29 protein-coding genes are annotated in these 26,056 nt (G+C 71.9%); 15 read left to right on the top strand and 14 right to left on the bottom strand.

What is annotated here, in order from left to right:
* The first annotated feature begins 3 nt into the window (after positions 1 to 3).
* The 7 genes from MUY22_RS31535 to MUY22_RS31505 are packed head-to-tail and all read left to right on the top strand — an operon-like array spanning position 4 to position 6,416.
* Complete coding sequence (locus MUY22_RS31535; RefSeq protein WP_247050664.1) at positions 4 to 960, top strand: ABC transporter permease; 957 nt, start codon at positions 4 to 6, stop codon at positions 958 to 960.
* Complete coding sequence (locus MUY22_RS31530) at positions 957 to 1,754, top strand: ABC transporter permease (protein WP_247050662.1); 798 nt, start codon at positions 957 to 959, stop codon at positions 1,752 to 1,754. Before MUY22_RS31535 ends, MUY22_RS31530 begins: the two co-directional genes overlap by 4 nt.
* Positions 1,751 to 3,328, top strand: a complete 1,578-nt coding sequence (locus MUY22_RS31525; RefSeq protein ID WP_247050660.1) for an ABC transporter ATP-binding protein — start codon at positions 1,751 to 1,753, stop codon at positions 3,326 to 3,328. Before MUY22_RS31530 ends, MUY22_RS31525 begins: the two co-directional genes overlap by 4 nt.
* Positions 3,319 to 4,344, top strand: a complete 1,026-nt coding sequence (locus tag MUY22_RS31520) for an LLM class flavin-dependent oxidoreductase (protein ID WP_247050659.1) — start codon at positions 3,319 to 3,321, stop codon at positions 4,342 to 4,344. The genes MUY22_RS31525 and MUY22_RS31520 overlap by 10 nt, the downstream gene beginning before the upstream one ends.
* Positions 4,334 to 4,720: a TIGR03618 family F420-dependent PPOX class oxidoreductase gene (locus tag MUY22_RS31515; RefSeq protein WP_247050657.1), complete on the top strand. Its 387-nt coding sequence runs from the start codon at positions 4,334 to 4,336 to the stop codon at positions 4,718 to 4,720. Before MUY22_RS31520 ends, MUY22_RS31515 begins: the two co-directional genes overlap by 11 nt.
* Positions 4,721 to 4,722: 2 nt before the next feature.
* The gene (locus tag MUY22_RS31510) at positions 4,723 to 5,535 is read left to right on the top strand and encodes a sulfurtransferase (RefSeq protein ID WP_247050655.1); all 813 of its coding nucleotides are present in this window, start codon (positions 4,723 to 4,725) and stop codon (positions 5,533 to 5,535) included.
* Positions 5,532 to 6,416, top strand: coding sequence for an LLM class flavin-dependent oxidoreductase (locus tag MUY22_RS31505; protein ID WP_247050653.1), 885 nt, complete (start codon positions 5,532 to 5,534; stop codon positions 6,414 to 6,416). Before MUY22_RS31510 ends, MUY22_RS31505 begins: the two co-directional genes overlap by 4 nt.
* Positions 6,417 to 6,462: 46 nt before the next feature.
* On the opposite strand, the gene MUY22_RS31500 is transcribed toward MUY22_RS31505, so the two are convergent.
* Positions 6,463 to 6,942, bottom strand: coding sequence for a MarR family winged helix-turn-helix transcriptional regulator (locus MUY22_RS31500; RefSeq protein ID WP_247050650.1), 480 nt, complete (start codon positions 6,940 to 6,942; stop codon positions 6,463 to 6,465).
* A gap of 82 nt (positions 6,943 to 7,024) precedes the next feature.
* On the opposite strand from MUY22_RS31500, the gene MUY22_RS31495 reads away from it, so the two are divergent.
* Genes MUY22_RS31495 through MUY22_RS31480 form a run of 4 tightly spaced genes read left to right on the top strand, consistent with a single transcriptional unit; the run spans position 7,025 to position 11,545 of the window.
* A complete protein-coding gene (locus MUY22_RS31495; RefSeq protein WP_247050648.1) occupies positions 7,025 to 8,440 on the top strand; it encodes an MFS transporter in 1,416 nt (471 codons plus the stop codon).
* A complete protein-coding gene (locus MUY22_RS31490) occupies positions 8,437 to 9,033 on the top strand; it encodes a hemerythrin domain-containing protein (RefSeq protein ID WP_247050646.1) in 597 nt (198 codons plus the stop codon). The genes MUY22_RS31495 and MUY22_RS31490 overlap by 4 nt, the downstream gene beginning before the upstream one ends.
* Positions 9,034 to 9,041: 8 nt before the next feature.
* The gene (locus MUY22_RS31485; RefSeq protein ID WP_247050644.1) at positions 9,042 to 10,130 is read left to right on the top strand and encodes an NAD(P)/FAD-dependent oxidoreductase; all 1,089 of its coding nucleotides are present in this window, start codon (positions 9,042 to 9,044) and stop codon (positions 10,128 to 10,130) included.
* Positions 10,127 to 11,545, top strand: a complete 1,419-nt coding sequence (locus MUY22_RS31480) for an FAD-dependent oxidoreductase (protein WP_247050642.1) — start codon at positions 10,127 to 10,129, stop codon at positions 11,543 to 11,545. The genes MUY22_RS31485 and MUY22_RS31480 overlap by 4 nt, the downstream gene beginning before the upstream one ends.
* Here the strand turns inward: MUY22_RS31480 and MUY22_RS31475 are convergent.
* The 13 genes from MUY22_RS31475 to MUY22_RS31415 all read right to left on the bottom strand — a co-directional run bounded on the left by MUY22_RS31475 (position 11,542) and on the right by MUY22_RS31415 (position 22,997).
* Positions 11,542 to 12,369 carry an SDR family NAD(P)-dependent oxidoreductase gene (locus MUY22_RS31475; protein ID WP_247050640.1) on the bottom strand — a complete coding sequence of 276 codons (828 nt, stop codon included), beginning with the start codon at positions 12,367 to 12,369 and terminating at the stop codon, positions 11,542 to 11,544. The two genes, MUY22_RS31480 and MUY22_RS31475, sit on opposite strands and share 4 nt — an antisense overlap.
* Positions 12,366 to 13,370 carry an acetylserotonin O-methyltransferase gene (locus MUY22_RS31470; RefSeq protein WP_247050638.1) on the bottom strand — a complete coding sequence of 335 codons (1,005 nt, stop codon included), beginning with the start codon at positions 13,368 to 13,370 and terminating at the stop codon, positions 12,366 to 12,368. The genes MUY22_RS31475 and MUY22_RS31470 overlap by 4 nt, the downstream gene beginning before the upstream one ends.
* Before the next feature lie 9 nt (positions 13,371 to 13,379).
* A complete protein-coding gene (locus MUY22_RS31465) occupies positions 13,380 to 14,450 on the bottom strand; it encodes an FAD-dependent monooxygenase (protein WP_247050637.1) in 1,071 nt (356 codons plus the stop codon).
* 1 nt (position 14,451) lies between these two features.
* A complete protein-coding gene (locus MUY22_RS31460; RefSeq protein ID WP_247050635.1) occupies positions 14,452 to 15,384 on the bottom strand; it encodes an aromatase/cyclase in 933 nt (310 codons plus the stop codon).
* A gap of 7 nt (positions 15,385 to 15,391) precedes the next feature.
* Positions 15,392 to 16,165 (bottom strand): SDR family NAD(P)-dependent oxidoreductase, encoded by a 774-nt coding sequence (locus tag MUY22_RS31455; RefSeq protein ID WP_247050633.1) that lies wholly within the window; start codon positions 16,163 to 16,165, stop codon positions 15,392 to 15,394.
* 8 nt (positions 16,166 to 16,173) lie between these two features.
* Positions 16,174 to 16,413, bottom strand: coding sequence for an acyl carrier protein (locus MUY22_RS31450; protein WP_247050632.1), 240 nt, complete (start codon positions 16,411 to 16,413; stop codon positions 16,174 to 16,176).
* Positions 16,404 to 17,627 (bottom strand): ketosynthase chain-length factor, encoded by a 1,224-nt coding sequence (locus MUY22_RS31445; RefSeq protein ID WP_247050630.1) that lies wholly within the window; start codon positions 17,625 to 17,627, stop codon positions 16,404 to 16,406. The genes MUY22_RS31450 and MUY22_RS31445 overlap by 10 nt, the downstream gene beginning before the upstream one ends.
* Positions 17,624 to 18,880, bottom strand: coding sequence for a beta-ketoacyl synthase (locus MUY22_RS31440; protein WP_247050628.1), 1,257 nt, complete (start codon positions 18,878 to 18,880; stop codon positions 17,624 to 17,626). The genes MUY22_RS31445 and MUY22_RS31440 overlap by 4 nt, the downstream gene beginning before the upstream one ends.
* Positions 18,877 to 19,203: a TcmI family type II polyketide cyclase gene (locus MUY22_RS31435; protein WP_247050626.1), complete on the bottom strand. Its 327-nt coding sequence runs from the start codon at positions 19,201 to 19,203 to the stop codon at positions 18,877 to 18,879. Before MUY22_RS31435 ends, MUY22_RS31440 begins: the two co-directional genes overlap by 4 nt.
* A complete protein-coding gene (locus MUY22_RS31430; protein ID WP_247050624.1) occupies positions 19,188 to 20,594 on the bottom strand; it encodes an FAD-dependent monooxygenase in 1,407 nt (468 codons plus the stop codon). The genes MUY22_RS31435 and MUY22_RS31430 overlap by 16 nt, the downstream gene beginning before the upstream one ends.
* Complete coding sequence (locus MUY22_RS31425; protein WP_247050622.1) at positions 20,591 to 21,283, bottom strand: antibiotic biosynthesis monooxygenase; 693 nt, start codon at positions 21,281 to 21,283, stop codon at positions 20,591 to 20,593. Before MUY22_RS31425 ends, MUY22_RS31430 begins: the two co-directional genes overlap by 4 nt.
* A gap of 151 nt (positions 21,284 to 21,434) precedes the next feature.
* Complete coding sequence (locus MUY22_RS31420; protein ID WP_247050620.1) at positions 21,435 to 22,127, bottom strand: response regulator transcription factor; 693 nt, start codon at positions 22,125 to 22,127, stop codon at positions 21,435 to 21,437.
* Between the two features lie 222 nt (positions 22,128 to 22,349).
* Positions 22,350 to 22,997, bottom strand: coding sequence for a winged helix-turn-helix domain-containing protein (locus tag MUY22_RS31415; RefSeq protein ID WP_247050618.1), 648 nt, complete (start codon positions 22,995 to 22,997; stop codon positions 22,350 to 22,352).
* Positions 22,998 to 23,809: 812 nt separating this feature from the next.
* Here MUY22_RS31415 and MUY22_RS31410 point away from each other — a divergent pair.
* From MUY22_RS31410 to MUY22_RS31395, 4 genes are all read left to right on the top strand, one after another.
* Entirely contained in the window at positions 23,810 to 24,292 is a 483-nt protein-coding gene (locus MUY22_RS31410) for a MarR family winged helix-turn-helix transcriptional regulator (protein WP_247050616.1), read from the top strand.
* The gene (locus tag MUY22_RS31405; RefSeq protein ID WP_247050614.1) at positions 24,293 to 24,736 is read left to right on the top strand and encodes a hypothetical protein; all 444 of its coding nucleotides are present in this window, start codon (positions 24,293 to 24,295) and stop codon (positions 24,734 to 24,736) included.
* A gap of 186 nt (positions 24,737 to 24,922) precedes the next feature.
* Positions 24,923 to 25,270 carry a hypothetical protein gene (locus tag MUY22_RS31400; RefSeq protein ID WP_247050612.1) on the top strand — a complete coding sequence of 116 codons (348 nt, stop codon included), beginning with the start codon at positions 24,923 to 24,925 and terminating at the stop codon, positions 25,268 to 25,270.
* Positions 25,271 to 25,698: 428 nt separating this feature from the next.
* A complete protein-coding gene (locus MUY22_RS31395) occupies positions 25,699 to 25,974 on the top strand; it encodes a DUF1883 domain-containing protein (protein ID WP_247050610.1) in 276 nt (91 codons plus the stop codon).
* The last annotated feature ends 82 nt before the right edge of the window (positions 25,975 to 26,056 follow it).

Below are 26,056 nucleotides of genomic sequence, written 5' to 3'. Positions count from 1 at the left end.
ACCGTGCCCAGGTACCTGCTGGGACGCCTCGCGCAGGCGGTCTTCGTGGTGTGGGCGGCGTTCACCGTCACCTTCGTCGCGATCCGCCTGCTGCCGGGTGATCCGGTGGCGCTCATGCTCAACGGCCGCGGTGGTGGCGAAGCCGCTTCCCCGCAGGACATCGCCCGCGTCTCCGCGGAACTGGGCTTCGACGGGCCGATCGTCGAGCAGTACGCCCGGGCCCTGGCCGGTGCGGTGCACGGCGACTTCGGGCAGTCCATCCAAACCGGGCTGCCGGTGTCCGGGATGATCTCGGCGGCGCTACCCCGCACGCTGCAGCTCGGAGCGGCGGCGCTGGTCCTGTCCCTGGTGGCCGGCACGGCGCTGGCCGTGTCGGCCAACCTGGTGCGCAGCCCGCTCGGCCGCCAGGTGCTGCGGTCCGTGCCGTCGATCGCCGTGTCCATGCCATCGTTCTGGGTCGGGCTGATGCTGATCCAGCTGTTCTCGCTGAACCTGAAGCTCTTCCCGTCACTGGGCGGCGCCGGTTTCGCCGGCCTCGTGCTGCCCGCCTCCACGCTGGCGATCCCCGGTGCCGCCCTGGTCGGGCAGGTCCTGAGCAAGAGCCTGCACGCCACGGTGCGGGAACCCTACGCCGACACGATCCGCGCGACCGGCGCGAGCGAGCTGCGAGTCGTGCTCGGGCACGGCCTGCGCAACGCCGCCATTCCCGCGATCACCGTCGTCGGCCTGCTGGCCGGGTACGTCATCGGCGGATCCGTCGTGGTGGAGAGCGTGTTTTCCCGGCCCGGCATGGGACAGGACATCTTCTTCGCGGTCACCACCCAGGACCTGCCGGTCGTGCAGGGCGTCGTGGTCGTGGCGTCGATCGCCTTCGTGGCGGTGAACCTGGTGGTGGATCTGCTGTGCCCGGTGCTGGACCCGCGGATCCGGTCCACCGGACCGGCGGTGGTGGCCCGATGAGGCGGCCGGGCTTCGTGGTGTCGGTCCTGGTGCTGGTCCTGGTCATCGGCTGGGCGCTCGCACCCGGCCTGTTCACCGGCCGCGACCCGATCGACGGCGCCACCGGCGAGAAGTTCCAGGGCCCCGGTTGGGCGCACCTGTTCGGCACCGACCAGCTCGGGCGGGACGTCTACGCCCGGGTGGTCCACGGCGCCGCGCTGTCGTTGCAGGCCGCGCTGATCGCGATCGTGCTGGCCTTCGTGGCCGGTGCGGTGCTGGGGCTGGCCGCGGGGTATTTCGGCGGTTGGCTGGACGTCGTCGTCACGCGGGTGGTCGAGGTGCTGCTGTCGATCCCGCCGGTGCTGCTGTCGTTGCTGGTGATCAGCGCGCTCGGCTTCGGCACGGTGAACGTGGCGGTGGCGGTGGGCCTCACCAGCATCGCCGCGTTCACCCGGCTGATGCGGGCCGAGGTGATCCGGGTGCGGACCGCCGTCTACGTGGAGGCAGCGGTGCTGTGCGGGGCGCGGTGGTGGCAGGTCCTGCCGAAGTACGTGCTGCCGGCCGCGATCGGCCCGGTGCTCGCGCTGGCGGCGCTGGACTTCGGGCTGGTGGTGCTGGGTGTCTCCTCGCTGAGCTTCCTGGGCTACGGCCAGCCGCCACCGGCTCCCGAGTGGGGATCACTGGTCTCCGACGGCCGCAACTACCTGGGGATCGCCTGGTGGCTGACCACCCTGCCGGGCTTGACGGTGATGGCCGTCGTGCTGGCGGCCAACCGGATCTCCCGGGTCCTCGAACGGGAACGGAGCCACGCATGACGCTGCTGAGCATCGACGGCCTCCGGGTCGCCTACCGGGACCACGTCGCGGTCGACGGCGTCAGCCTGGACCTGGAACCCGGCCGGATCACCGCGGTGGTCGGCGAGTCCGGTTCGGGCAAGAGCACCTTGGCGCACGCCATCATCGGCCTGCTGCCCGGCACGGGAAAGGTGCTGGGCGGCAGCATCCGGCTCGACGGCGAAGAGCTCGTCGGGCTGTCGGCGAAGGCGTGGCGGTCGGTCCGCGGCCGCCGCGTCGGCCTGGTGCCGCAGGACCCCGGCGTCGCGCTGGATCCGACGCAGCCGGTCGGCCGCCAGGTCGCCGAGGTGCTGAAGGTGCACGGGCTGCCGGGCGGCCCGCGGGTGACGGAGCTGCTGGCCGAGGCCGGGCTGCCCGAACCGGCGGTCCGCGCCCGGCAGTACCCGCACGAACTGTCCGGCGGGATGCGGCAACGGGTGCTGATCGCGATGGCGACGGCCGCCCGGCCGCGGCTGCTCGTCGCCGACGAGCCCACGTCGGCACTGGACGTCACGGTGCAGCGCCAGATCCTCGACCACCTGGAGCACCTGGCGAGAACCACCGGCACCGCGATCCTGCTGGTGACGCACGACCTGGCGGTGGCCGCCGAGCGAGCGCAGCGGATCGTCGTGATGCGGAACGCGCAGGTGGTCGAAGCCGGCCCGACCGAGCAGGTCCTGCACGCGCCGGGTGATCCGTACACCCGACGGCTGCTCTCCGACAACCCCGCCACCGCCCGGCCGAGGGCGCGCGCCGTCGAGCGATCGGAGGTGCTGCTGGAGGTTCGCGAGCTGAGCAAGACGTTCCCGGTCCGCGGCAGCGGGTTGCGCAAGCAGCACCGCACCGCCGTGGACGACGTGAGCTTCGAAATCCGGCGGGGCCAGAGCCTCGGTCTGGTCGGCGAATCGGGCTCGGGCAAGACCACCACGGCCCGGCTCGTGGTGGGGCTGGAACGCCCGACCGCCGGGCGCGTGCGGCTGGACGACGTCGACGTCACCGCGGCGGACCGGCGCCGGCTCCGGCAGCTGCACCGCCGGATCCAGCTGATCTACCAGAACCCGTACGCCTCCTTGAACCCCCGGTTCACCGTGCGGGACCTGCTGACCGAGCCGCTGCGCAACTTCGGCATCACCGACGGCCCGGGTGTCACCGAGCTCCTGGACAGCGTGGCGCTGCCGGCGGCGACCGCGGCGCGCAAGGCCGCCGAACTGTCCGGCGGCCAGCGGCAGCGGGTCGCCATCGCCCGCGCGTTGTCGCTGAACCCGGAGCTGGTCGTCTGCGACGAGCCGGTTTCCGCCCTCGACGTCACCGTCCAGGCGCAGATCCTCGACCTGCTCGTCACGCTGCAGCGGGACCGGGGCCTGTCCTACCTGTTCATCTCGCACGACCTGGCGGTGGTCCGGCAGGTCTGCGACCGGATCGCGGTCATGCGGCACGGCCGGATCGTGGAGACCGGCGCCACCGAAGACGTCTTCACCGCGGCCCGGCACCCGTACACCCAGAGCCTGCTCGACGCCGTTCCCGGCATCACGGAGGAAGAAGCATCATGGACCTAGGGCTGATCACGTTCGGCAGCCTGCTGCCCGACGTCCGCACCGGCACCACCCTCAGCCAGCGCCAGCGGCTCCGGGACGTGGTCCGCGCGGCCAAGGAGGCCGAGGACCTCGGGTACGCCTGGTACACCGTGGGTGAGCACCACTTCCGGGACCGGGACGTGATCCCGTCGCCCGCGGTCGTGCTGGCCGCGATCGCGGAGAACACCTCGACGATCCGCCTGGCGACGGGCACGACGCTGGTGGCCAACCGCGACCCGGTCCTCGTCGCCGAGGACTACGCGGTGGTCGACCTGCTGTCCGACGGCCGCCTGGAGATGATCGTCGGCGGCTCGTTCTTCCCCGAACCGTACGCGGTGTTCGACCAGGCCCCGGCGACCAAGGGCGCCCGCAAGCGGGAGAACCTCGAACTGCTGCAACGGTTGTGGACCGAGGAGCGGGTCACCTGGCGGGGCGAGTTCCGGCCGCCGCTGGACGACGTCCTGGTGCAGCCCCGGCTCGCGCAGCCCCGGCCGCCGCTGTGGATCAGCGGCGGCACCAACCCCGACTCGATCGCGCTGGCCGTCGGCCACGGCCTGCCCATGGTGTTCGGCACCACGGCCCGGGAGCCGGCCGCGTTCGTGCCGTTCTTCGACGCCTACCGCGACCAGTGGCGCGAGCGCCGGGGCGGCGAGCCAGGCCGGCTGGGCGCGGCGAGCCACGCGTTCGTGGCCAAGACGTCCCAGGAGGCGCGGGCGTTGTGGTCGACGTACATCGAGAGCTACCTCAGCGCCCGCAAGGACGGGCCCCTGGACTTCGACGGCCACATCGGCCCCACCGGCCCCGCGCTCTGCGGCAGCCCGGCCGAGGTCGTCGACAAGCTGGGCCGGCTGCGGCAGCTGTGGGGCCACGACCTGCACCTGCTGTCGGTCGACATCGGCGGGATCCCTTATGCCACCGTGCAAGGCGCCACGGAGCTGATCGCCGCCGAAGTGCTGCCCCAGGTCCGGCGCGGGACGGTGGCCGCCGGTGCTCGATGACGACGTCCGCGCGCTCGCGGCCGCGCGCAGCCTCGGCATCTTCACCACCCTCATGCCGGGCGGCCAGCCGCAGACCAGTGCCGTGTGGCCGCACTCGGACGAACGGCACATCCTGGTCGGCACCAACACCTCGCGGCAGAAGTACCGCAACGTCGTCGGCGACCCGCGGGTGACGATCCTGCTGCTGGACCCCGAAAACAGCCGCCGCTACATCGAGGTCCGCGGCCGGATCGTGGACGTCGAACGCGGCGAGGCGGCGCTCGCACTGGCCCGCACCACGTTCACCAAGTGGACCGGCAAGCCGGAGATCCGCCCGGCGGAAGGCGACCGGGTGCTGCTGCGGATGCAGGCCGACCACATTCACCGGAAGGAGTGATCATGGGAGAACCCGTCGTCGGCCCGGAGGAGATCCGCCGGGCCGACGTCACCCTCGTGGACGTGCGCTGGTACCTCGACGGGCGCAGCGGTGCGGCCGCCTACGAGGCCGGCCACCTCCCCGGCGCGGTCTGGGTCGATCTCGACACCGTGCTCAGCGGCCCGCCGGATCCGGCGGGTGGCCGGCACCCGATTCCCACGCCGGAAGCCTTCGCCGAAGGCCTGGGCCGGGCCGGCGTGGCGGACGACGCCACGGTGGTCGCCTACGACGACAACGGCGGGGCCCACGCGGCTCGCCTGGTCTGGCTGCTGCGGCTGCTGGGCCGGCCGGCGGCCCTGCTCGACGGCGGTTTGTCGGCGTGGCAAGGAGAACTGGAGACGGGGGTGGTCACGCGGCCGCCGGTGACGCGCCGGGTCGTCGCCTGGCCGGCCGGTGTCTTCCGCACCGCGGACGAAGCCGCGCGGGCGCCGGTCCTGCTGGACGCGCGGGCACCCGAGCGGTACTCGGGCGAGAGCGTGCTGCCCAGCGACGTCCGATCGGGACACATCCCGGGTGCGGTCAACGCGCCGTGGGCGGCCAACCTCAACGAAGACAAGACATTCGCCTCCCGGGAACGGCTGCGCGAGCACTACGGCGCGCTCGGCGTCACCGGCGACTCCGACGTCACGGTCTACTGCGGCAGCGGCGTGACGGCGTGTCACGACCTGCTGGCGCTGGAACTGATCGGCGTGCGGGCGTCGCTGTACCCCGGGAGCTGGTCGGCGTGGTCGGCGGAGCCGGCCCGCCCGATAACGACAGGGAACCAACCACGATGAGTGCGATCCACGGTCAACGGCTCGGCTTCGGCGCGGGCGGGATCTTCCGCGGCGCCGACCCGGCGCGGTTGCTCGACCTCGCGCAGAGCGCCGACGAGCTGGGCTTCGACCTGTTCAGCCTGAGCGACCACCTGCACACCGACCAGCCGACGCTGGAGCCCTGGACGGCGTTGAGCTGGCTGGCGGCGAAGACGGAACGCATCGAGCTGGGCACCAACGTGCTCGGCCTGCCCTACCGCGCCCCCGCGGTGCTGGCCAAGGCGGCCGAGACGCTGGACCGGGTGTCCGGCGGCCGGCTGGTGCTGGGGCTCGGGGCGGGCGGCTACGACCGCGAGTTCGCGGCGTTCGGCTTGCCGGTGCGCACGCCGGGGCGCAAGATCACCGCGCAGCGCGAGGCGATCCGGATCATCCGGGGGTTGTGGGCCGGGGAGCCGGAGGTGTTCGACGGCCAGGAGTTCTCCGTGCGCGACGCCCGCATCGAGCCGCGGCCAGCCCACCGGATCCCGCTCTGGCTCGGCTCGTACGGCCCCCGGGCGCTGGAGCTGACCGGGCAGCTCGCCGACGGCTGGCTGCCCTCGTTCGGGCGGATCGACCTGCCCCGGGCGGCCGAGATGCGGGACGTGGTGCGGAAAGCGGCCGCCGACGCGGGCCGGGATCCCGGGTCGATCACCTACGCGGCCAACTTGACCGTCCGGGTCGACCCGGCGCAGACGTCCTACCCGGGCCTGGTCACCGGCAGCGTGGACGAGGTGGTCCGGCAGATCACCGAGGTGGTCCGGGCCGGGTTCACGTTCCTGTTGCTGGGCCCGCAATCGGTGGCGGAGCAGAAACTCCTGGCCCGCGAGGTGCTCCCGGCCGTCCGCGCCGCCGCGGCCGGCTAGCGCACCCGCATGCTGTTCGGTGTTCGGCCCAAGCGCCGGGCCGCAGTCAACCCGACTTACCGCTCACGACCTCGGTGCGGGCCGCATCGTCGGCGTTGACGACCCGGCGCATCAGCTCGACCAGCGTCTCCCGCTCGTCCTCGGACAGCACGCCGAGGAATTCGCGCTGGGACCGCTGCGCGGTCTCCAGGAGTTCGCGGGCGAGGGCGCAGCCGTCGGCGGTGAGGGTGACGCGCTGGCGGCGGCGGTCGCCGGGATCGCGTTCCCGGCCGACCAGGCCGCGGCGCTCCACCTCGTCGAGGTACCCGACCAGGTGACTGCGGTTGAGGCCGAGCCGGTCGGCGAGGTCGTGCTGGGCCAGCGGGCCGAAGTCGGCCAAGCCGGTCAGCACGGCGAAGTGCGGCAGCCGCAGTCCCTGGTGGGCGAGGGAGTCGGCGAGCACCCGCCGACCGATCTGGGCGAGATGACTGGCCAGATAGGACGGGAGGGCGAGCAGGGTCGGCGGACGGATCCCGTCAGGTGGCATGAGGCGCAGCGTACTCGACGAACGGAACTATGTCGTGTTGTAATGATGTCGTACTGACACGATATTCCCTGGAGGAGTGCCCATGACCGGCCCGGAGCGTGCGGTGGCGGCGCCGTTCACCGCCTTGCTCATCGCGGTGCTTTCGTTTTCCCTGCTCCAGACCATGCCGGTACCCGCGCTGCCGAGCCTGCAACAGGCGTTCGGCGCGTCCACCACCACGGCGTCCTGGGTGCTGAGCGCCTTCCTGCTCACCGCGTCGGTCGCGACCGGCGTGCTCGGCCGGCTCGGCGACATGTTCGGCAAGCGGCGGGTGCTGATCGCCTGCCTGCTCGTGTCGGCCGCCGGCACCCTGCTCGCGGCGCTGGCCGGCTCGATCGGCGTGCTCATCACGGCCCGCGCCGTGCAGGGCGTCGGAGCCGCGACCTTCCCGCTCGCCTTCGGCATCGTGCGCGAACAGTTCCCGCGCGAGCGGGTCCCGGTCGCGATCGGCTGGATCAGCTCGGTGTTCGGCATCGGCTTCGGCGCCGGCCTGGTCATCCCCGGCCTGATCGTGGACACGCTGAGCTGGCGGTGGATCTTCTGGCTGATGCTCGTGATGATCGTCGTGGGCGTCGGTGCGGTGGCGGCCTTCATCCGCGAGTCGCCCGTCACCTCCCCTGGCCGGGTCGACTGGGCCGGCGCGCTGCTGCTGTCCGCCGCGATCGTCGCCCTGCTGCTGGCGATCAGCAACGGCCGGGTGTGGGGCTGGGGCTCGGCACCGGTGCTCGGCCTGTTCGCCGCCACCCTCGTGCTGCTCGTCGTGTTCGGCTCGGTGGAGCGGCGGACCACCGCGCCGCTGGTGGACACCGGGCTGCTGCGCAACCGGACCGTGCTCGCGGCCAACGTCACCGCGCTGATCATCGGCATCGGCATGTACGGCGCGTTCACGCTGATCCCGGCGCTGGTCGAGACGCCGCCGTCGGTCGGTTACGGCTTCGGCGCGTCGGTCACCCAGGCCGGCCTCTTCATCATCCCGATGGCCGCGACCATGCTGTTCGCCAGTCCGCTCGCCGGACGGCTGGGAGCCGTGCTCGGGTTCAAGCTCCCGCTGGTGCTGGCCTGCGTGATCGGCGCGCTCGGGTTCGCCCTGTTCGCGGCCGCGCACGGCACGCCGTGGCCCCTCTACGTCGGCAACGGGATCATCGGCGTCGGCGTGGGGTTCGCGTTCGCCTCGCTGGCCAACCTGGTTGTCAGCGCGGTCGATCCCCGGCAGACCGGCGAGGCGACCGGGATCAACACCATCATGCGGACCATCGGCGGTACGCTCGGCGCCCAGATCGCCGCCACCATCGTCACGTCCTCGCTGGTTCCCGGTACTCGGACTCCGGTGGAATCCGGGTACACCACCGCGTTCACGCTGTCGGCGATCGCCATGGGCGTGGCGACCCTCGCCGCGCTCGCCGTGCCGGGACGGCTGCGCAAGGCCGCGCCGGCGCCGGTGACCCGGGCCGCCGGATGACCGGCGGGGAGCTGATCGCCGCACCCACGCCGGTGTCCGGCGTCCGGCTGAGCCGCTCCCGGCTCTGGGACGAGCGGGCCCGGCCGCAGGCGCCGCCACCGGAAGCGGGACGCCACTACACGGCCCGCGAACAAGCGGGTGGCCGCCGGCTGATCGAGGTGCACGACCACCTCCGGACCGAGCTCGGCCGGCTGCGCGAGCTGATGTCCGAAGTGATCACGGCCGCGATCGGGCCGGCGGCCGCGCGAGCCCGGTTGCACGCGCTGGCGTTGCGGCCGGTCGAGAAGCCGCTCGCCGGCTACTGCCGCACGTTCTGCCGGATCGTGCTGCTGCACCACAACCGGGAGGACACCGACGTCTTCCCGCGCCTGCGGGAGTTCGAGCCACGGCTCGGGCCGGTCGTCGACCGGCTGGAGCAGGAACACGAAGCACTGCACGGCCTCGTCGAGCGGATCGACCGGACGCTGGTCGCCGAACCGCTCGACGTGTCCGCCCTGCGGGGCGCGGTCGACCTGCTGACCGACGCCCTGCTGTCCCACCTGTCCTACGAGGAACACGAACTGGTCGAGCCGCTGGCCCGGCTGTGGGGATGAGGAGATCCATGAGCACTACCATTGCGGTCGTCGGTGGCGGCTATGGCGGCGTCACCGCCGCGAAGGCCCTCGACGAGTTCGCCGACGTCGTCCTGATCGAGCCGCGGGACGCCTTCGTGCACAACGTCGCCGTCCTGCGGCACCTGGTCGACCCCGGCTGGTCGGGGCGGCTGTTCTTCCCGTACGACCGGCTGCTCACGCGGGGCAAGGTGATCCACGACCGCGCGGTCGCCGTGGACGCCACCGGGGTGACGCTCGGCTCCGGCGACCGGGTGCCGGCCGACTACATCGTGCTGGCCACCGGCTCCCGGTACCCGTTCCCGGCCAAGGTCGAGGAAACGGCGACGGCCGCGGCGGTGGAGACGCTCCGCGACGCCCACCTGGCGCTCGCCGGCGCAGCCCGCGTGCTGCTGCTCGGCGCCGGCCCGGTCGGGCTGGAGCTGGCCGGGGAGATCAAGGCGGCGTGGCCGGACACCGCCGTGACGATCGTCGATCCGGCACCGGACATCCTGGGCACCACCGCCCTGCCCGACGAGCTGCGGGCCGAGGTCCGCCGGCAGCTGGCCGAGCTGGGGGTCGAGCTGCTGCTGGGCACGGCGCTGACGGCGGACCCGCCCGGGAAGCCGGGCCAGGCCGGCGAGTTCACCGTGACCACCGGGACGGGCACGGAGATCGCCGCCGACCTCTGGTTCCGCTGCTACGGCGTGGTTCCGGCCACCGACTACGTCGGCGGCGGCCTGGCCGCGGCGCTCGACGCGCAGGGCGCCCTGCGCGTCGATCCCGACCTGCGGGTGCCCGGGCACGCGAGCGTCTTCGCCATCGGCGACGTCACGGCCGTCCCCGAAGCCAAGATGGCCAAGGCCGCCGAGCAGCAGGCCGCGGTCGTCGCCGCGAACATCAGGACCCTGGTCGAAGGCGGCACCGAGCTGGCGGCCTACTCCCCCGCGTCGCCCGGCATCGCGCTCCCGCTCGGCCCGCACGGCGGCGCGTCCTACAACGAGACCGTCGGTGTGCTGGGCGCGGAGCAGACGTCGAAGATCAAGGGCACGAGCCTGCGTGTCGAGTCCTACCTCGAACTGCTCAACCTGGACCGATGAGCGTCGTCGTCGTGGGAGCGGGTCCCACCGGCCTGCTCCTCGCCGGCGACCTCGCGGCCGCCGGCGTGCCGGTGACCGTGCTGGAGAAGCGGGAAGAGGGCGTCAGCAACCTGTCCCGCGCCTTCGGCGTGCACGCGCGCACGCTCGAGCTGCTCGACGCGCGCGGGCTGGCCGACGAGCTCGTGCCCACCGGGCAGGTGATCGGCGAGCTGCGGCTCTTCGGGTCGATCCCGTTCGACATCACCCGGCTGCCTTCGCGATTCCCGTTCCTGCTGGTGACCCCGCAGTACGAGGTGGAGAAGCTGCTGCTGAAGCGGGCCCACGACCTCGGCGTCGTGTTCCGCCACGGCACCGAGGTCACCGGTCTCCGGCAGGACGGCGACGGCGTCACCGTGGCCACGGGTTCCGGCGAGTTCCGTGCGTCCTACGTGGTCGGGGCCGACGGGGTGCGCAGCGCCGTCCGCGACGCGGTGGGCCTGCCGTTCCCCGGGCGGGTGCTGATCAGGTCCGTGGTCCTGGCGGACGTGAAGCTGGTGGAAGAGCCGAGCCTCACCGTCCGCGTGCACGGTGGCCGAGACGCCTTCGGCTTCATCGCGCCCTTCGGCGACGGCTACTGGCGGATCGGCGGCTGGGACCGCCGCCACCGCGACCTCCCCGACGACACGCCGGTGGAGTTCGAGGAGCTGCGGTCCATCACCGAACGGGCCTTCGGCACGGACTACGGCATGCACGCGCCGCGCTGGCTCGGGCGCTTCCACAGCGACGAGCGGCAGGCACCGAGCTACCGCGCCGGGCGCGTGCTGCTCGCGGGGGACGCCGCGCACCAGCATTCCCCCGCCGGCGGTCAGGGCATGAACACCGGTCTCCAGGACGCGGCGAACCTGAGCTGGAAGCTCGCCGCGGCGGTGCACGGGTGGGGGCCGGCGGCACTGCTCGACAGCTACCAGGACGAGCGCCATCCCGTCGGCCGGGCGGTCCTGCGCAGCAGCGGGCTGAACCTCCGGCTGGCGATGGCGCGCAACCCGGCCGAGGTGGCCCTGCGCTTCGTGCGCACCCAGGTGGTCAAGCGCGTCCCGGCGGTCAGCCGCGCGGCGATCGGCGAGATCACCGGCGTCGGGTACTCCTACCCGGCACCCCGTGGCGCCCACCGGCTGGTCGGCCGGCGGACCCCGGACCACGCGCTGGCGTCGGGCCGGCTCCACGAGGTTCTGCGGACGGGGAAGTTCGTGCTCGTCGTGCCCCAGGACGTCGAGGTGGACGTCCCGCCGGAACAGGTCGTCACGGCGAGCTGGCCGGACGCGCGGCGCGAGGCCGTGCTGGTCCGGCCGGACGGGTACACGGCTTGGGCCGCCGACTCCCCGGAGGTTTCCGAGATCGAGTCGGCGGCCCGGGACTGGACCGGCAACCGGTACTAGGTCCGGTTGGCCACGTGGCCGGCGTCGCCCTGTCCGGGCGGCGCCAGCACCGCCAGGGTCGGCAGGTGCGACAGGAAGCCGCCGTCCACCGGGATCAGCTGGCCGGTGATGAAACTCGCGGCCGGGGAGGCGAGGAACGTGACCAGCGCGGCCACGTCCGCCGGCGTGCCCAGCCGGGGCACCAGGTGGTGCGCGCGGATCTTGTCCTGCACGAACGCCGGCATGTCCGCGTCCAGCGCCGGCGTCTTGATCAGCCCCGGCGCCACGGTGTTGCACCGGACGCCGTGGTCGCCGTAGGCGGCGGCGACGAACCGGGTCAACGCGATCAAGCCGCCCTTCGAACTGCCGTAGGCGACCATCGTGCGGTCCCCGGACAGCCCCTGGCCGCTGGCGATGTTGACGATCGAGCCACCGCCGCGCTCGATCATGATCGGTACGGTGTGCTTGCACAGCAGCATCGGGCCGCGCAGGTTCACCGCCATGACTTCGTCCCACAGCTCGACGGGCATGGTCACGACGTCGCGGTCCCGCTTGATCGCCGACACCAGCGCCGCGTTGTTGTCCAGGATGTCGACGCCGCCGAAGGTGTCCACGGTGAACTTCACGAGCGCCCGCACACTGTCCTCATCGGACACGTCGGCCACGTGGCCGGCCACCTTGAGCCCCTGCGTGGTCAGCGAGTCGACGACCTCCGCGACGGCGGCTCCGGCCACGTCGGCCACCACCACCCGGGCGCCGGCCTCCGCCAGCGCGGCCACGGTGGCGGCGCCGATGCCACCGGCGCCGCCGGTGACGATCGCGACCTTCCCCTCCAGCGCGCTCACGCCCGCACCGCCTCGACGACACTGCAGAACCCGCTGGGCACGATCCGCGACAGCTCCAGGCCCGCGCTGCGGAACAGCTCCGCGAACTCGGCCTCGGTCCGCTGCTTGCCGTCGCAGAGCACCAGCATGTTGAGGTCCATCAGCTTCACCGTCGCGGCGGGCTCGGCCTTGCCCGGCATCACCACCTCGGCCAGCAGCACCCGGGCGTCCGGCTTCATCGCGTCCCGGACGTGGGACAGGATCCGGGCCGACTTCTCGTCGTCCCAGTCGTGGATCACGTTGGACAGCAGGTAGGCGTCGCCGCCCGGCGGCACGCTCTCGAAGAAGCTGCCGCCCACCACCGACAACCGTTCGGCAACATCGGGGTGCGACGCGCCGGCCACAACGTCGGGCTGGTCGTACAGCACACCGTGGACGCCGGGGTTGGCCCGCAGGATCTCGGCGAGCAACGCCCCGTGGCCGCCGCCGACGTCGACGACGCGGCCGAACCGGCTGAAGTCGTAGGCCGACACCACCGGCTTGATCATCTGGTCGGACGCGCTCGTCATCGCGTTGTTGAACACGGTCGCGGTCTCCGGGTGCGTGGCCATGTACTCCCACACGTCCTGGCCGTGCACCCGCTCGAACGCCGACCGCCCGGTGCGGACGGAGTCCGCGAGGCCGGACCAGCTGTGGCGGTCGGCCGGATCGCCGACCCACTGCGCGAAACCGCGCATCGACACCGGGCTGTCGGTGCGCAGCGCGTGCCCCAGCTCGGTGAGCGCGAAGACCTGGTCGTCCTGTTCCTCGAACAGGTCGTAGTCCGCGCACGCGCGCAGCAGCCGGTAGAGCGTCGGCGCGTGCGCGTCGATCTCCTCGGCGATGTCTTCCACGGGACGCGGGCCGGCGGCCAGCGCGTCCGCGACGCCGAGGGACGCCGCCGCGCTCACCGCCGCCGACAGCCAGCTCGCCGTCGCGAGTTGCAGGATACGGGCGGGGATCGGGATCTCCGGAGACGTCATGCGTTGCTCCTAACCGAGAAGGGCGGCGAAATGGGATTGGACCTGAGGCAGGGCCACGAGTTCCGCGAGCACCGCGCGGAGCGGCCCGACCTCGGGGCCGCCCAGCAGCAGATCTTCCTGCGCCACGACGTGGCGCAGGATCTTCGCGCCGACGGGGTGGCGTTCGTCGTGGTAGGTGTCCGGCGACCGCCCCGGCCGGAGGGCGGCGCCGAGGCTGACGGCGTCCTGGAGGCCGGCGTTCAGCGCCTGGCCGCCGATCGGCAGGTGCCAGCGCGCCGCGTCGCCGGCGAGAAAGACCCGCCCACGGCGGTATTCGGTGGCCTGCCCCCGGGAGTTGTCGAAAGCGTCCACCCACACCGGGATGCCGTGGGAGATGTCCTCCCCGGTGACCTTCGCCCAGACCTCGGCGACGGTCGCGAACGTCGGCTCCTCAAGCGTCACCTCCCGGCCGAACTCGTGCACCATCACCCGGGTGACGCCGGCCCGGGTCGAGGCGACGGCCATGCCGTGCTCGAACCGTTCGAACCGGCGGTCCGGGACGTCGAGGCCGGTGACGTCCGCCCGGAGCAGCTCACGCGTGGCCGGTGCGGCGTCGACCTCGAACCCGGCCAGCCGCCGGACGGTGCTGTGCCGGCCGTCGCAGCCGACGACGAAGTCCGCCCGCAGCGATGGCCGGCCGGTGAACACCGCCCCGACGTGGTCCTCGTGCACCTCCAGGCCGGCCAGCTCGTGCTCGCGCAGCAGCGTGGCGCCCAGGCCGAGCGCCTGCTCCGCGAGCGCCGCCTCGGTCCGGAACTGCGGGACCTTCCGGTGGCCCGCGAACCCACTGTCCACATCGGGCAGAGCGAAGCCGAGCCCGCCGAAGTGCGAGCGGGGTTCGTGGACGGCCTCGGCCAGCAACGCGTGCAGCCCGCGTTCGTGCAGCAGCTCCGCGGTACGGCTGGTGAGCTGCGACGCCCGGGATTCCTGCATCGGCCGGGCGAGCCGGTCCACCACCGTCACACCGACCTCGGCGCGCCGCAGCTCACCGGCGATCAGGAGGCCGACCGGCCCGGCGCCGACCACCAGCACCTCGGGCACGTCAGCGGCTCTCGGCGTAGGTCTTGGCGTGGCCGAGCGTGGCGAGGCTGTTGGTGCTCAACGCCTTCCGCACGAATGCGCGCGCGGCCGCCACGTCCGCCGACGCGCCGAGCACCTCGGTGATGGTGTCCTCGTTGATCCGGACGGTGTGCCGCGAGGTGGCCGTGACACCCCCACCCGGCCGGTCTTCGAAGAGCCAGTGCCCGGTGTGCAGCGTCATCAGCTTGGGCACCTGGACCTGCTTGTAGACGATCCGCCGGTGCGGCAGGCAGACCCGGATCGACCGGGTGGTGTGCGTCGAGCCGTCCGCGGTCCGCGTGTCCATCTCCAGCACCTGCAGGCCGGGGGTGTCCTCGGTCAGGTCGACCCGCGCGACGTGCGGCAGGCGCTCCCGCCACAGCTGGGCGTCGTTGACGAAGTCGTAGACGTCTCGCGCGCTGCCGTCGATCTCCACCGTGTCGTCGAAGCTGAACAGCAGGTCCGACGCCGCCCCTTCGGCGTTGTCCTTCAGCGCCGCCAGCTCCACGTGGCTGTTGCGGTCCACAGCCTGGTCGATCCACGCCAGGTCCGCCGGGTCGTCGGTGGCCGCGTGGTAATCGTGGCGCAGCCGCACCTTCGACGTCCCTTCGGACAACGGCTCCACCAGCCAGGCGCCCCCCATCCCGCCGACCGGGGGCTGGGACACCTCCTGGCGGAAGTCGATGCGCAGCGCGCCGGGATCCAGCTCCCGGCGCGACGTCCAGGTCTTGGCCGTGCCGTTCGCGGTGGCCCAGATCCGGATGCGTTCCGACCGCTCGCCCTGGGACGCGTGCTCGACGTGGACGGTGGGGGCGAACAACTGGGGCCAGTTCCCCACGTCCGCGATCAGCTGGTAGATCTCTTTGGCCGGGGCCGCGACGGTGATCTCGTGCTCGACGTTGCGTGTGATGGGCATGATTCTCCTAGAAGTTGCCGAGACCGCCGCAGACGTTGATGGCCTGCGCCGCGATGGAGCCCGCGATGTCGGTGACGAGGTAGCCGATCAGCCCCGCCACCTCCTCGGGCGTCGAGTAGCGGCCGAGCGGGATCTTGGCCTGGAACCGGGTGAGCACGTCGTCCTCCGAGGTGTCCCAGGCCGCCGCGTAGCCCTGCCGGACCCGTTGTGCCATCGGGGTTTCGACGTAACCGGGACACACCGCGTTGACCGTGATGCCGGCCTTGGCCAGCTCGTTGCCCAGCGCCTTGGTGAAGCCGACGACGCCGTGCTTGGACGCCGAGTACGGCGCGCCGAGGACCACGCCCTGCTTGCCCGCGGTGGACGCGACGTTGACGATGCGGCCCCAGCCCGCCTCCCGCATGCCGCCGATCGACAGCACGTCCCTGGTGACCAGGAAGACGCTGTTCAGGTTGGTGTCGATGACGTCGAACCACAAGTCGTCGGCGATGTCGGCGGTGACGCCACCGCCGCTGCGGCCGGCGTTGTTGACGAGGATGTCGACGGGGCCGTAGCGGTCGACGGCGGCCGTGACGAACGACCGGACCGCCTCCGGCGATCGGACGTCGCACGCCGCGCCGTCGACGTCGTACCCCTTGTCCCGCAGCTGTTCCACGGTCAGCGCGACGTTGTCGGCGTCGCGGGCGCAGAGGAAGACGCGGTGTCCCCGATCGGCGAGGAGCTCGGTGGTGGCCAAGCCGATGCCGCTGGTCGCGCCGGTGACGATGGCTGTTCTGCTCATGGTTCTCCTCAGCCCGCGTTGACCAGCGCCAGGAACTCCCGCGGCGTGGCGGCGGCCACCGCGGCGTCGTCGTCGAACTCGATCTTGAACTCGCGGGTGATCCGGGAGGTGGCTTCCAGCACCGCCAGCGAGTCGTAACCGAGCTCGTCGAACGGCGTGTCCAGGATGTCGCCGCCGAGGTCGACGCCGTCCTGGGTGCCGGCGCCTTCCCGCAGGACCCGCCTGAGGTTCTCCAAAGTCAGTGACACGACTGCCTCCTAGTGGGGGTGGCGCGCACGACCATGGCGGAGTTGAAACCGCCCTGGCCGCGCGCGAGGACGAGGGCGGTGCGCACCGCTGCGCTGCGGGCCTGCCCGGTGACGAGGTCGATCGGGTGCTCCGGCGCGAGCCGGACGTGGGTGGACGGCGGGATGACACCGTCCCGGATGGACAGCAGGGCACACGCCAGGTCCAGGGGCGCACCGCCGGCGTAGAGCCGTCCGGTCATCGTTTTCGGCGCGGTCACGGGGACGGCGTACGCGCCGAACACGTCGGTGATCGCCCGCGCTTCGGCCCGGTCCAGTTCGGGCACGGCCGCCGCGTCGGCGAACACCACGTCCACGTCGGCCGGTTCGACGCCGGCGTCGCCCAGCGCTCCGCGGATCGCGCGACCCAGTCCCGGCTCCCGGCCGCTCCCGGGTTTCGGGTCGAACGTCGCGGCGTAGCCGGCGATCTCGCCGTAGGACGGACGCTCGGTCGCGGCGTCCTCCACGACCAGGATCGCGCCGCCCTCGGCGGCCACGTGCCCGGCGGCGCGCGAGTCGAACGGCAGGTAAGCGGTGTCCGGGTCGTCGCCGGTGCTCAGCCGCCCACTGGCCAGCTGGGCGACCCACCCCCAGGGGCAGATCGAGCCGTCGACGCCGCCGGACACGATCAGCCGGCTGCCCTTGCGGATCTGCCGGCGGGCGTGGGCGAGGGCGTCCAGGCCACCGGCCTGGTCGCTGACCACGACGCCGCTCGGCCCCTTCATCCCGTTGCGGATGGAGATCTGCCCGGTGTTGACCGCGTAGAACCAGGCGAACGACTGGTACGCGCTCACGTACCCGCTGCCGCGGCTCCAGAGGTTCTCCAGCTCGCGTTGCCCGAACTCGAACCCGCCGGCCGAACTCGCCGTGATCACGCCCATGTCGAAGGCGGGCAGCTCGCCCGGGTCGAGGCCGGCGTCGGCCAGCGCCCAGTCGGCGGCGGCCAGGGCGTACCGGGTCATGTAGTCCGTCTGCGGCAGCAGCCGGCTCTCCAGGTGGTCTTCGGCGACGAAGTCCCGCACTTCGCCGGCGAGCCGGGCCGGGTAGCCGGCGGCGTCGAACCGCCGCACCGGGCCGATGCCGTGCTCGCCGGCGAGCGTGGCCTTCCAGAACTCCTCGACGCCCAGCCCGTTCGGCGCCACCACCCCGAGGCCGGTGACCACGGCCGCGGCGCTCACGCCGGCTCCCGCAGCACCATCGCGCTCTGGAAGCCGCCGAAGCCGCTGCCCACGCTGAGCACGGTCCTGGTCGGCCAGTCCCGCGCGACCAGCGGCACGTAGTCCAGGTCGCACTCGGGGTCCGGGACGTGCAGGTTGGCCGTCGGCGGCACGACGTCGTGCCGGATCGCCAGCACGGAGGCGGCGATCTCCAGCGAGCCGATCGCGCCGAGCGAGTGCCCGATCATCGACTTGACCGAGCTGACCGGGGTGCGGTACGCGTGGTCGCCGAGGCTGCGCTTGAACGCGGCGGTCTCGTGCCGGTCGTTCTGCTTGGTGCCGGAACCGTGCGCGTTGACGTAGTCGACGTCTGCGGGGTCGATGCGGGCCTCGGCGAGGGCGCGGGTGATCGCCTCGGCCATCTCCGCGCCGTCCGGCCGGAGACCGGTCATGTGGTAGGCGTTGCAGCGGGAAGCGACACCGGCGATCTCGGCGTACACCTGGGCGCCGCGGGCCCGGGCCCGGTCGAGGTCCTCGAGCACGAAGATCGCCGCGCCCTCGCCGAGCACGAAACCGTTGCGGGTCGCGTCGAAGGGACGGGACGCGTGCTCGGGATCGTCGTTGCGCGGGGTCGTCGCCTTGATCGCGTCGAAGCAGGCCATGGTGATCGGCGAGATCGGCGCATCCGTCGCCCCGGCGATCATCACGTCCGCCGAGCCCTCGCGGATGAGTTCCGTGGCGTAGCCCACCGAGTCCAGCCCGGAGGTGCAGCCGGTCGAGACGACCGCGACCGGCCCTTCCGCGCCGCGGTCCCACGCGACCTCCGCCGCGAACGAGCTGGGCACCAGGTAGTCGTAGAGGTGCGGCACGCCGTAGCGGTGGTCCACGTGGTGCAGCCGGCCGTCGTCGCTGACCACCCGGTACTCCTCCTCCAGCCCGGTGGTGGCCCCGACGGCCGTGCCGATGGTCACGCCGAGCCGGCCCGGATCGAGGTCGTCGAAGTCCAGCCCGCTGTCGGCCGCCGCCTCCCGGGCCGCCACCACGGCGAACTGGGCCGCGCGGTCCATCCGCCGGATCTCCTGCGGGGTGAGCCCGGCCGCCACCGGGTCGAAGTCGATCTCGGCCGCGACCCGCGAGCGGAACGGCGCCGGGTCGAAGAAGGTGATGGCGCGCGTCGCCGTCCGGCCACCCACGAGCAGGCTCCAGAACTCCTTCGCCCCCCTTCCGCCCGGGGCCAGCACACCCACCCCGGTGATCACGACCCGGCGCGTCACTTCTCCTCCCAGTGGTAGAAGCGGGTCGCCATCGCGTCTTTCGGGGACCGCCAGGTCGACGGGTCGTACGCCTCGATGAACGGCTTGAGGTCGGTGCTGATCCCGACGAACCCCGGGTGGGTGCGGGCCTCCTGGATCGCCTCGCCACCGTGCTCGCCGTCGAAGTCCTGGAGGTGGAAGTACAGGCCGCGGTAGTGGAACAGTTCGCGGCGGCGGGTGCCCATCAGCTCGGGCAGCTCGCTCGCGTCGAACCGCGCGAACAGGTCGGCCACGGACTGCTGCGAGCCCGGGTCCATCCGCGCCACGATCAGGGTGCTGTGCATGATTCGAGCTGCCTTTCCGTGACTGATTTCGGCTCGCCGAACCAGCGGCGCAGAGCTTCGTCCAGGCCGTCGCCGCCGGCCCAGACGACGTAGCCGTCCGGCCGGACCAGCACCGGTTCGCCGCCGGGCCGCAGTTCGATGCGGGTGGCCCAGTCGGCGGCCGCGTCGGCCGCCGGACCGGTCAGCAGGCCGCGGCCGGTGGGCAGGGCGGCCCCCGGCAGCCGGCGGCCCAGCAGCGGATGGGTGCCGGAGCCGACGTCGTAGCGGATGTCCAGCCCGCTGACCATGCCGGACAGGTGCCGGCCGACCTCGGGGATCCGGATCAGCTCGGCCACCACCTCGCGCAGCGGCTCGACCTCCGCGCCGCTGAGGTAGAGGTGGCCCTGGGCCCTGGTGTTGCGCAGGACCCGGGCGCCGACCGGGTGGCGTTCCGAGTGGTAGGTGTCGAGCAGGTCCGGCGCCGCCCAGCCCCGGACGGTCGCGGCCAGCTTCCACCCCAGGTTGACCGCGTCCTGCACGCCGAGGCTCAGTCCCTGGCCGCCGGCCGGCAGATGGGTGTGGGCGGCGTCTCCCGCCACGAGGAACCGTCCTCTGCGGTACTCGGTGACTTGCCGCGTGGCGTCGGTGAAGGCGCTCACCCAGCGGGTGTCCGCGCCGTGCAGGCTCTCCCCCGTCAACCGCTGCCAGGCGTCGGCGACCTCGGCGAAACCGGGCGCCTCACCGCGGTCCCGGTGCGGGGTTTCCCGTTCGCAGACGATGATCCGGTCCACGCCGGGTTCGAGCGGGGCCGACATGACCATGCCGCCCGGCACGCGCTCGCCGATGAACCGGGGCCGGATGTTCCGGCCGACGACGTCGGCGAGGTACATCTCGCGGGTGGCTTCGGTGCCCGGGAAGTCGAACCCCGCGAGACCCCGCACGGTGCTGCGACCGCCGTCGCAGGCGACGAGGTAGGAGCCGTCGAACTCGACGAGCCCGTCGCCGTCGTCGACGATCGCCACCACGCCGCCGGCGTTCTGCCGCACGCCGACGACTTCGTGGCCGCGCAACACCTCCGCACCCAGTTCGCACGCCCAGTCCTCGAGCATGCTCTCGATGCGGTGCTGGGGGATGCCGCGCGCGCCGAAGTGCGATCCCGGCAGCACGCTGTAGTCCATGGGGATGCCGCCGAAGTGGCCTTGCGGGCTCGTCTCCACCGTGCCGAACCGGCTCAGCAGCCCCCGTTGCTCGAAGATTTCGGTGGCCCGCGCGGTGAACCCCAGGCCCCTCGACTCGCCGCTCGGCTCCTCGCGGCGTTCCAGCACGATCACCTCCACGCCGCCCAGCCGCAGTTCTCCCGCCAGCATGAGCCCGACCGGGCCGGCGCCGACGACGATCACCGGCGCGGTCATGACCGCGCGGCGGCCGGCGCGGCCGACCGGGTGTGCACGGGCCGGTAGGTGTTGTACTCGTGCGAGGTCAGCAACGACCGCGCCCGCAGCCGCGTCTTCCGCACGTCCTCGGGGCGCTCCTGTTCGGGCAGCGTGTGGAAGACGTCGTAGGCGGCTTGGCTTTCCCACTGGGCGAAGTTCACGACGAAGGTGCCGTCGGTGCCACGGAGGATGCTGTTGGAGAGGTAGCCCGGGAACCCGGTGAGCCAGTCGTCCTCCTGCGCGAAGAGGTCCACGAGTTCCTGCTGGTCGTCCGGGGCCACCCCCATCACCGCGAGCACCGTGAAGTGGTCGTGGTCCGGGCCGATTTCGATGGCGTCCAGCCCGGCGCGGCGGCGGGTGAACACCACTTCGGTCTGCAGGAGCCGGACGGAGGTGGCGAGCTCGTCGAACAGCGGGACGATCTCCCGCTGGAACTTCTCGCCGTGGTACCGGTTCTGCAGGTCTTCGGCGCTGCGCCACTGGATGTAGTTCGCCGTGCCGGGCTCGGCGATCCCGCCGAAGAGGGTGGACGAGATCCAGCCCGGGAAGTCGGCCGAGTCGATGATGCCGCGCATCGTGGTGAGCAGTTTCTCCTGGGCGGCAGCGGACTTGGCGCCGAACAGGTTGAGCACCGTCAAATTGTCGGCTTCCGCCGAAATGAACGCCATTTTTCCTCCGGCTGGATAAAAGATTTTCGGCGAGCCGATCGACCGGATTCACTCCGGCGCCCTCGTCCGCTTGAAATCCATTCTGACCAATTACCGGGAGCCGGTCAACGGGCCTGTAGCGAAGTTTCCGGCAAGTCTGTGTCAGAGAAAATCAAGAACCGGTGGACACGGTTCGCCCGCCGGCCCCGGCCATCGCCCGGTAACCGAGACGAAAGCCGACTCCACGTATCGTCCGGATTACCGCGGGGTCACCCATCTTGTTACGCAGGCTGTTCACGTGGGTGTCGATCGTCCGGTCTGACCGCGCCCATTCGTCGCCCCACACCCGGGACATGATCTCGCGCCGCGTGAACACCTCGTCCGGCTCGGCGGTGAGCAGGTGGAGCAGGTCGAACTCCTTGAGCGTCACCTGGACGAGCTCGCCGCACCGGTGCACCTCCCGGGTGCGCGCGTTGAGCCGGAGCGGGCCGCACGAAACCACCGCCCAGTCGTCGGCGCCGGCGAGCGTCCGGCGCAGGATCGCGTCGACCCGGGCGACCAGCTCCCGGATCCCGACCGGCCGGACGAGATAGGCGTCGAGGCCGCTCCGCAAGCCGGTGACCAGGTCGATGTCCGAGCCGGGGACCGCCGTTCCGATGATCGGCACGGCGCTGTCCGCCCGGACGGCCGCGCAGACCGCCAGCCCGGGCGCCGGCAACCCGAGCACCACGAGGTCGACGCCGGACGCGGCGCCGACCGCCGCCGGCACGGTCCCGGCCGTCTCGACCTCGAACCCCTGCCTGCGCAGCGCGCCGGCGACGACCAGCCGCTCCACCTCGTCGCACTCGGCAACCAGCACACGCACCATCACTGCCCCCAGTGAATCGTCACTTGACCACCAGTAAGATCGTCTCGATCGCCGAGTCTGACAAGCCTCCCGAAAACTCTCAACCAATCCCACGGTGATTGCAAAGGATTGCACGATCTCTGCAAGTCATTTCAGGCCGGCACCGACCGAGCCGACCCGAACTACTCCGATCGAGTGACCGCGACCACAGTTGGCAATTGGTTCCTTTCTTCGTTGTACCTACTGCCCGCCGAGCCGAAACCCGATTCCGGGCACGTTGACGACCCACGAGTGGGCCCCCAATTTCGCTCGCAAAGTCCGGACGTGCGTGTCGATTGTCCGCGTTCCCCGGCCGCTCGAATCGCGCCACACCTCGGACATGATCCGGCGCCGCGCGAACACCGCGCCCGGCTCGGAGGCCAGCAGGGCGAGCAGGTCGAACTCCTTCGGCGTCACGGCGACCCGCCGGCCGCCGACCCGGACCTCGCGGGCCCGCAGGTCGATGTGCAGCGAACCGTGCAGGACGGTCTCGGTGTCCACCGCCGGCTCCACGACCGGGCGGCGCACCCGGCGCAGCACCGCATCGACCACCGCGATCAGTTCGCTCGGCCGGACCGGCCCGGTCAGGTAGTCGTCGAGCCCCGCCTGCAAGCCCAGCACCCGGTCCAGCTCGGAATCACGAGCGGACACACCGATGATCGGCACCCGGCTGCGGGCACGCAGGCGGCGGCAGACTTCCAAACCGTCGAGATCGGGCAGATCCAGGGCGAGCAACACTAGGTCGGCCTGGACCGGCGTGGCGAGCAGGCTGGTCCCGCTGTCCACGACACCCACGTCGAAGCCGTGACCGCGCAGGTCGTGGGTCAGGTTTCCGGCGGTCGCCGGCATCGCCCCCACCAGTAGTAAGCGCACCTGCCCCCTCCACGACGAAGCCAGACAACTCGTACGTCCGGGTTGCCTCGATCGACCAAGTGAGGAGAAGGCCCGAGAGGTCCGCCCGGCTCACGGACGAGGCGGTCGCCGATGGCCGCCCGAGTCGCCGTGATCGTTCGAGGCTAGCCGGACGACGGCCACCACCCCAGAGAAGTCGTCACCGTCCCAGGAAATGGACGACATCACAGGCCCGCGTCGGCCACCGAAGTGACCGGCAGACGACCTGCTCGGCACCGCTCCGAACGCCCGCGCCCGCGCCCGCGGAACTCGGGTCGGCACTCCCATGGGCAACGGTGAGGGTCGCTCCGCAGCGTTCGCACCCGCACACCGCGGTTACCTCGCGGCCGGAGTGCGCGCTGCCGCTCGAATCAGGCAGCGATCGATCGCTTTGTACCGATCGGGCGTCCGCAGGCCGGTCTCCTCGGCGATCTCCCGCGCGACGCGCTGCTCCGAGCCTGATCCGGCCACGTCGAATCAGCCCGGACGGCACGTCCCCACCGCGACGGCAGACCGTCCGGCATCTTCATGCTGACCGACCACAGCCCGGTCCGCTCTCCCCCTGGGGAAAGCCGGATTCTCCCGCCGGGCGTCGGCCCCGCACGCCGAGTGCTCCGACCAGCCACGACCCCAGCAGCGGACCACGGCGGGGACTGGGCGCCGGCCGATGGCCAGACCGTCCACATGGAACTCGCCGAGGCGGCGGCCCGTTTACCGCGTCCCGCCCAGCCCAATTGCCCGGCGAAGCCTCCTTGCGCTAACTTCGTTTCATGCCGCAACGAAATGAGTCCGCCGAGCTGGCCCGGGCGGTGATGGACCTGATCGACCAGGGCCACCGCCGCATCTCACGCCGGATCGACCTGACGCGCGTGCGGATCCTCGGCCTGATCGGCGACCGGGCTCCGGTGCGGCCCAGCACGATCGCCGCCGAGCTCGGGCTCACCGCGTCGGCCACCAGCCGCCACTTGACCGCCCTTGAACAGGCCGGGCAGATCGCCGTCGAGCCGGACCCGGACGACCAGCGCACCTTCCTGGTCCGCCCCACCGAAGCCGGCCACGCCGACATCGACGCGACCGTCGAAGCCGGCGCCCGGGTCTTCGCCGAGGTCATCGCCGACTGGACCGACGAGGACGTCGCCACCGCGCGACAGCTCATCACCCGCCTGAACGAGGCATGGGCGCGTCGCGCCGACCCACCCCGACCGACCCCCGGCCCGCGCTGGCGCCGGACCCACCGCATCGAGGAGAGCTAGATGACCACGACGACCACCCGCGTGTCCGCCCCCGTCCAGTGGGCACGAGCGCTGCTGGCCCTCGTGGCACTGAGCCACCTGGTGGTGCCGATCGTGATGTTCGCGGCACAGAGCACGCTGCGCGACGAGATCGCCGCCCAGCACCCGGACTTCGGCCCCGCCGAGGTCACCAAGTCCGCCGACATCGCGGTCACCTCGGGCGCGGTCTTCCACGGCGTGCTGCTCGTGCTCTGCCTGCTGCTCGCCGTCAAGCTCGCGGGCGGACGACCGTGGACGCGGAGGCTGACCACGGTGTCCCAGCTGCTGTCGGCGGTGTTCAGCGTGGTCTCGTGGTCGTCCTCAACGATGTTCCACGCCGTCATCCCGGTGGTCGGCGCGCTCCAGATCGCCGCCGTGGTTCTGCTCTGGGCTCCGCCGGCCGCGCGGCGGTTCTTCACACGCTGACCGCGATGGCGCCGTACGCAACCATCGGATTCGCCCTCAGCGGCGAAATTCCCGGCACGGTATGTTTTCGCGGCGGCGCGTCGGCGTCGGCACCGCGGCACGCGCCACCGGCCTGGGGCCGGCGACAGCTCCCCCGAGACTGCCACCAGCCCTTCCGCTTGCCGGTGAACTTCCCGGCGGAGTCGAATGGAAGTGTCCCGCGACCCCGGCCTGCGCAACGTCCCGTGGGGCGTCTGCCCGGCCCCCGGCGTCACGCTGCGGGCCGGCGGAAACCGGGCCTGGTGCACGGCTCCCGGCTGCGAGGGCGAGTGGGACTACGACCGGCTCCACACCCCGTGCGCGGAGCCGGCCACCGCGGTGGTCACCGATGAGGACGGCGCGACCGGCAAACTGTGCGCCGCTCACGCGCGGGACGCCGGTGACCGGCTGCACCGTCTCCGCCCGGGACCACTCGACCCCGAGCGGCTGACGAAGCCCGAGTTCCTCGCCGGCACCGTACGACCCGAGGCGATGCGGGTGATCGACGAGGGATGAGTGGCGTCGGCTCGCGATCGAGCCGACGCCACCCGGGGAGGAAGTTGCGTCGAACAAACCCTCCGCCCGCTGGCGTCGCCGGCTTGGTCCGGATCCGGTGCGCGACAGTCCGGTGGTTGCCGCCGCGGTGATGACTTGCCTTGGTCGTCACGCGGCCGCCGCCGCGGGCGCGGCGCTCGACAGGCGAAGGGCGTCTTCGCGGTAGCCGCGGCGCACTCGTGGCCAAGCCGTTCTCGCCGACACGTGAAACGGTACCCGAAACCGAATCCTGTTGATCGTTAATCAACTTCGTCGTTGTGAACAGGAATTGTTCACGGCACGTTTTACCGTCGTAACAACATCGATTGCGTGGCCGACTGAGCTGAAGAGGTCTGCAGGTCAAGCAGCGGCAGCAGCCTGACGTCTTGCGAAGAGGCAGAGGGGGAGTTATGCAGTCGCGCGTTTTTGATCTCGGCGCCGTCCGCAAAAATGCCGTCGTAACCGTGTTCCTGCAAGCGTCCGCGAATATCAGGCTCATGACCAAGGCAAATTTTCGAGCCTACAAGCAGAAGCAGTTTTACAAAATGCTCGGCGGCGTTGCTCTCACGCCGATGTTCAAGTTGACGATCCCGTCGAACGGGCACTGGGTGGTGGTCGTCGACGTCGACGGATTGACCTCACCCCTGCTGCTGACCCGGGTCCAGGTGGACGTGGACGTACCGTAGCTCCGGGGGCGCTGCGCACCCGCGAACGTCAACGGGTGCGCAGCTTTCCGGCCGGACCAAGTTGCGGCCGGAAATCTCTTGG

Source organism: Amycolatopsis sp. WQ 127309 (assembly GCF_023023025.1).
GTDB lineage: Bacteria > Actinomycetota > Actinomycetes > Mycobacteriales > Pseudonocardiaceae > Amycolatopsis.
The sequence above is the reverse complement of the archived record's forward strand: the minus strand, read 5'-3'. Positions and strand labels throughout refer to the sequence as shown.

Bases quoted from the DNA above. Each gene is read 5' to 3' on its own strand.
- MUY22_RS31495 (WP_247050648.1), top strand. From the start codon at position 7,025: ATGACCGGCCCGGAGCGTGCGGTGGCGGCGCCGTTCACCGCCTTGCTC.
- MUY22_RS31405 (WP_247050614.1), top strand. From the start codon at position 24,293: ATGACCACGACGACCACCCGCGTGTCCGCCCCCGTCCAGTGGGCACGA.
- MUY22_RS31485 (WP_247050644.1), top strand. From the start codon at position 9,042: ATGAGCACTACCATTGCGGTCGTCGGTGGCGGCTATGGCGGCGTCACC.
- MUY22_RS31460 (WP_247050635.1), bottom strand. From the start codon at position 15,384: ATGCCCATCACACGCAACGTCGAGCACGAGATCACCGTCGCGGCCCCG.
- MUY22_RS31470 (WP_247050638.1), bottom strand. From the start codon at position 13,370: ATGACGTCTCCGGAGATCCCGATCCCCGCCCGTATCCTGCAACTCGCG.
- MUY22_RS31490 (WP_247050646.1), top strand. From the start codon at position 8,437: ATGACCGGCGGGGAGCTGATCGCCGCACCCACGCCGGTGTCCGGCGTC.
- MUY22_RS31530 (WP_247050662.1), top strand. From the start codon at position 957: ATGAGGCGGCCGGGCTTCGTGGTGTCGGTCCTGGTGCTGGTCCTGGTC.
- MUY22_RS31520 (WP_247050659.1), top strand. From the start codon at position 3,319: ATGGACCTAGGGCTGATCACGTTCGGCAGCCTGCTGCCCGACGTCCGC.
- MUY22_RS31435 (WP_247050626.1), bottom strand. From the start codon at position 19,203: ATGCACAGCACCCTGATCGTGGCGCGGATGGACCCGGGCTCGCAGCAG.
- MUY22_RS31480 (WP_247050642.1), top strand. From the start codon at position 10,127: ATGAGCGTCGTCGTCGTGGGAGCGGGTCCCACCGGCCTGCTCCTCGCC.
- MUY22_RS31510 (WP_247050655.1), top strand. From the start codon at position 4,723: ATGGGAGAACCCGTCGTCGGCCCGGAGGAGATCCGCCGGGCCGACGTC.
- MUY22_RS31395 (WP_247050610.1), top strand. From the start codon at position 25,699: ATGCAGTCGCGCGTTTTTGATCTCGGCGCCGTCCGCAAAAATGCCGTC.
- MUY22_RS31425 (WP_247050622.1), bottom strand. From the start codon at position 21,283: ATGGCGTTCATTTCGGCGGAAGCCGACAATTTGACGGTGCTCAACCTG.
- MUY22_RS31410 (WP_247050616.1), top strand. From the start codon at position 23,810: ATGCCGCAACGAAATGAGTCCGCCGAGCTGGCCCGGGCGGTGATGGAC.
- MUY22_RS31415 (WP_247050618.1), bottom strand. From the start codon at position 22,997: ATGCCGGCGACCGCCGGAAACCTGACCCACGACCTGCGCGGTCACGGC.
- MUY22_RS31430 (WP_247050624.1), bottom strand. From the start codon at position 20,594: ATGACCGCGCCGGTGATCGTCGTCGGCGCCGGCCCGGTCGGGCTCATG.
- MUY22_RS31400 (WP_247050612.1), top strand. From the start codon at position 24,923: ATGGAAGTGTCCCGCGACCCCGGCCTGCGCAACGTCCCGTGGGGCGTC.
- MUY22_RS31500 (WP_247050650.1), bottom strand. From the start codon at position 6,942: ATGCCACCTGACGGGATCCGTCCGCCGACCCTGCTCGCCCTCCCGTCC.
- MUY22_RS31505 (WP_247050653.1), top strand. From the start codon at position 5,532: ATGAGTGCGATCCACGGTCAACGGCTCGGCTTCGGCGCGGGCGGGATC.
- MUY22_RS31455 (WP_247050633.1), bottom strand. From the start codon at position 16,165: ATGAGCAGAACAGCCATCGTCACCGGCGCGACCAGCGGCATCGGCTTG.
- MUY22_RS31525 (WP_247050660.1), top strand. From the start codon at position 1,751: ATGACGCTGCTGAGCATCGACGGCCTCCGGGTCGCCTACCGGGACCAC.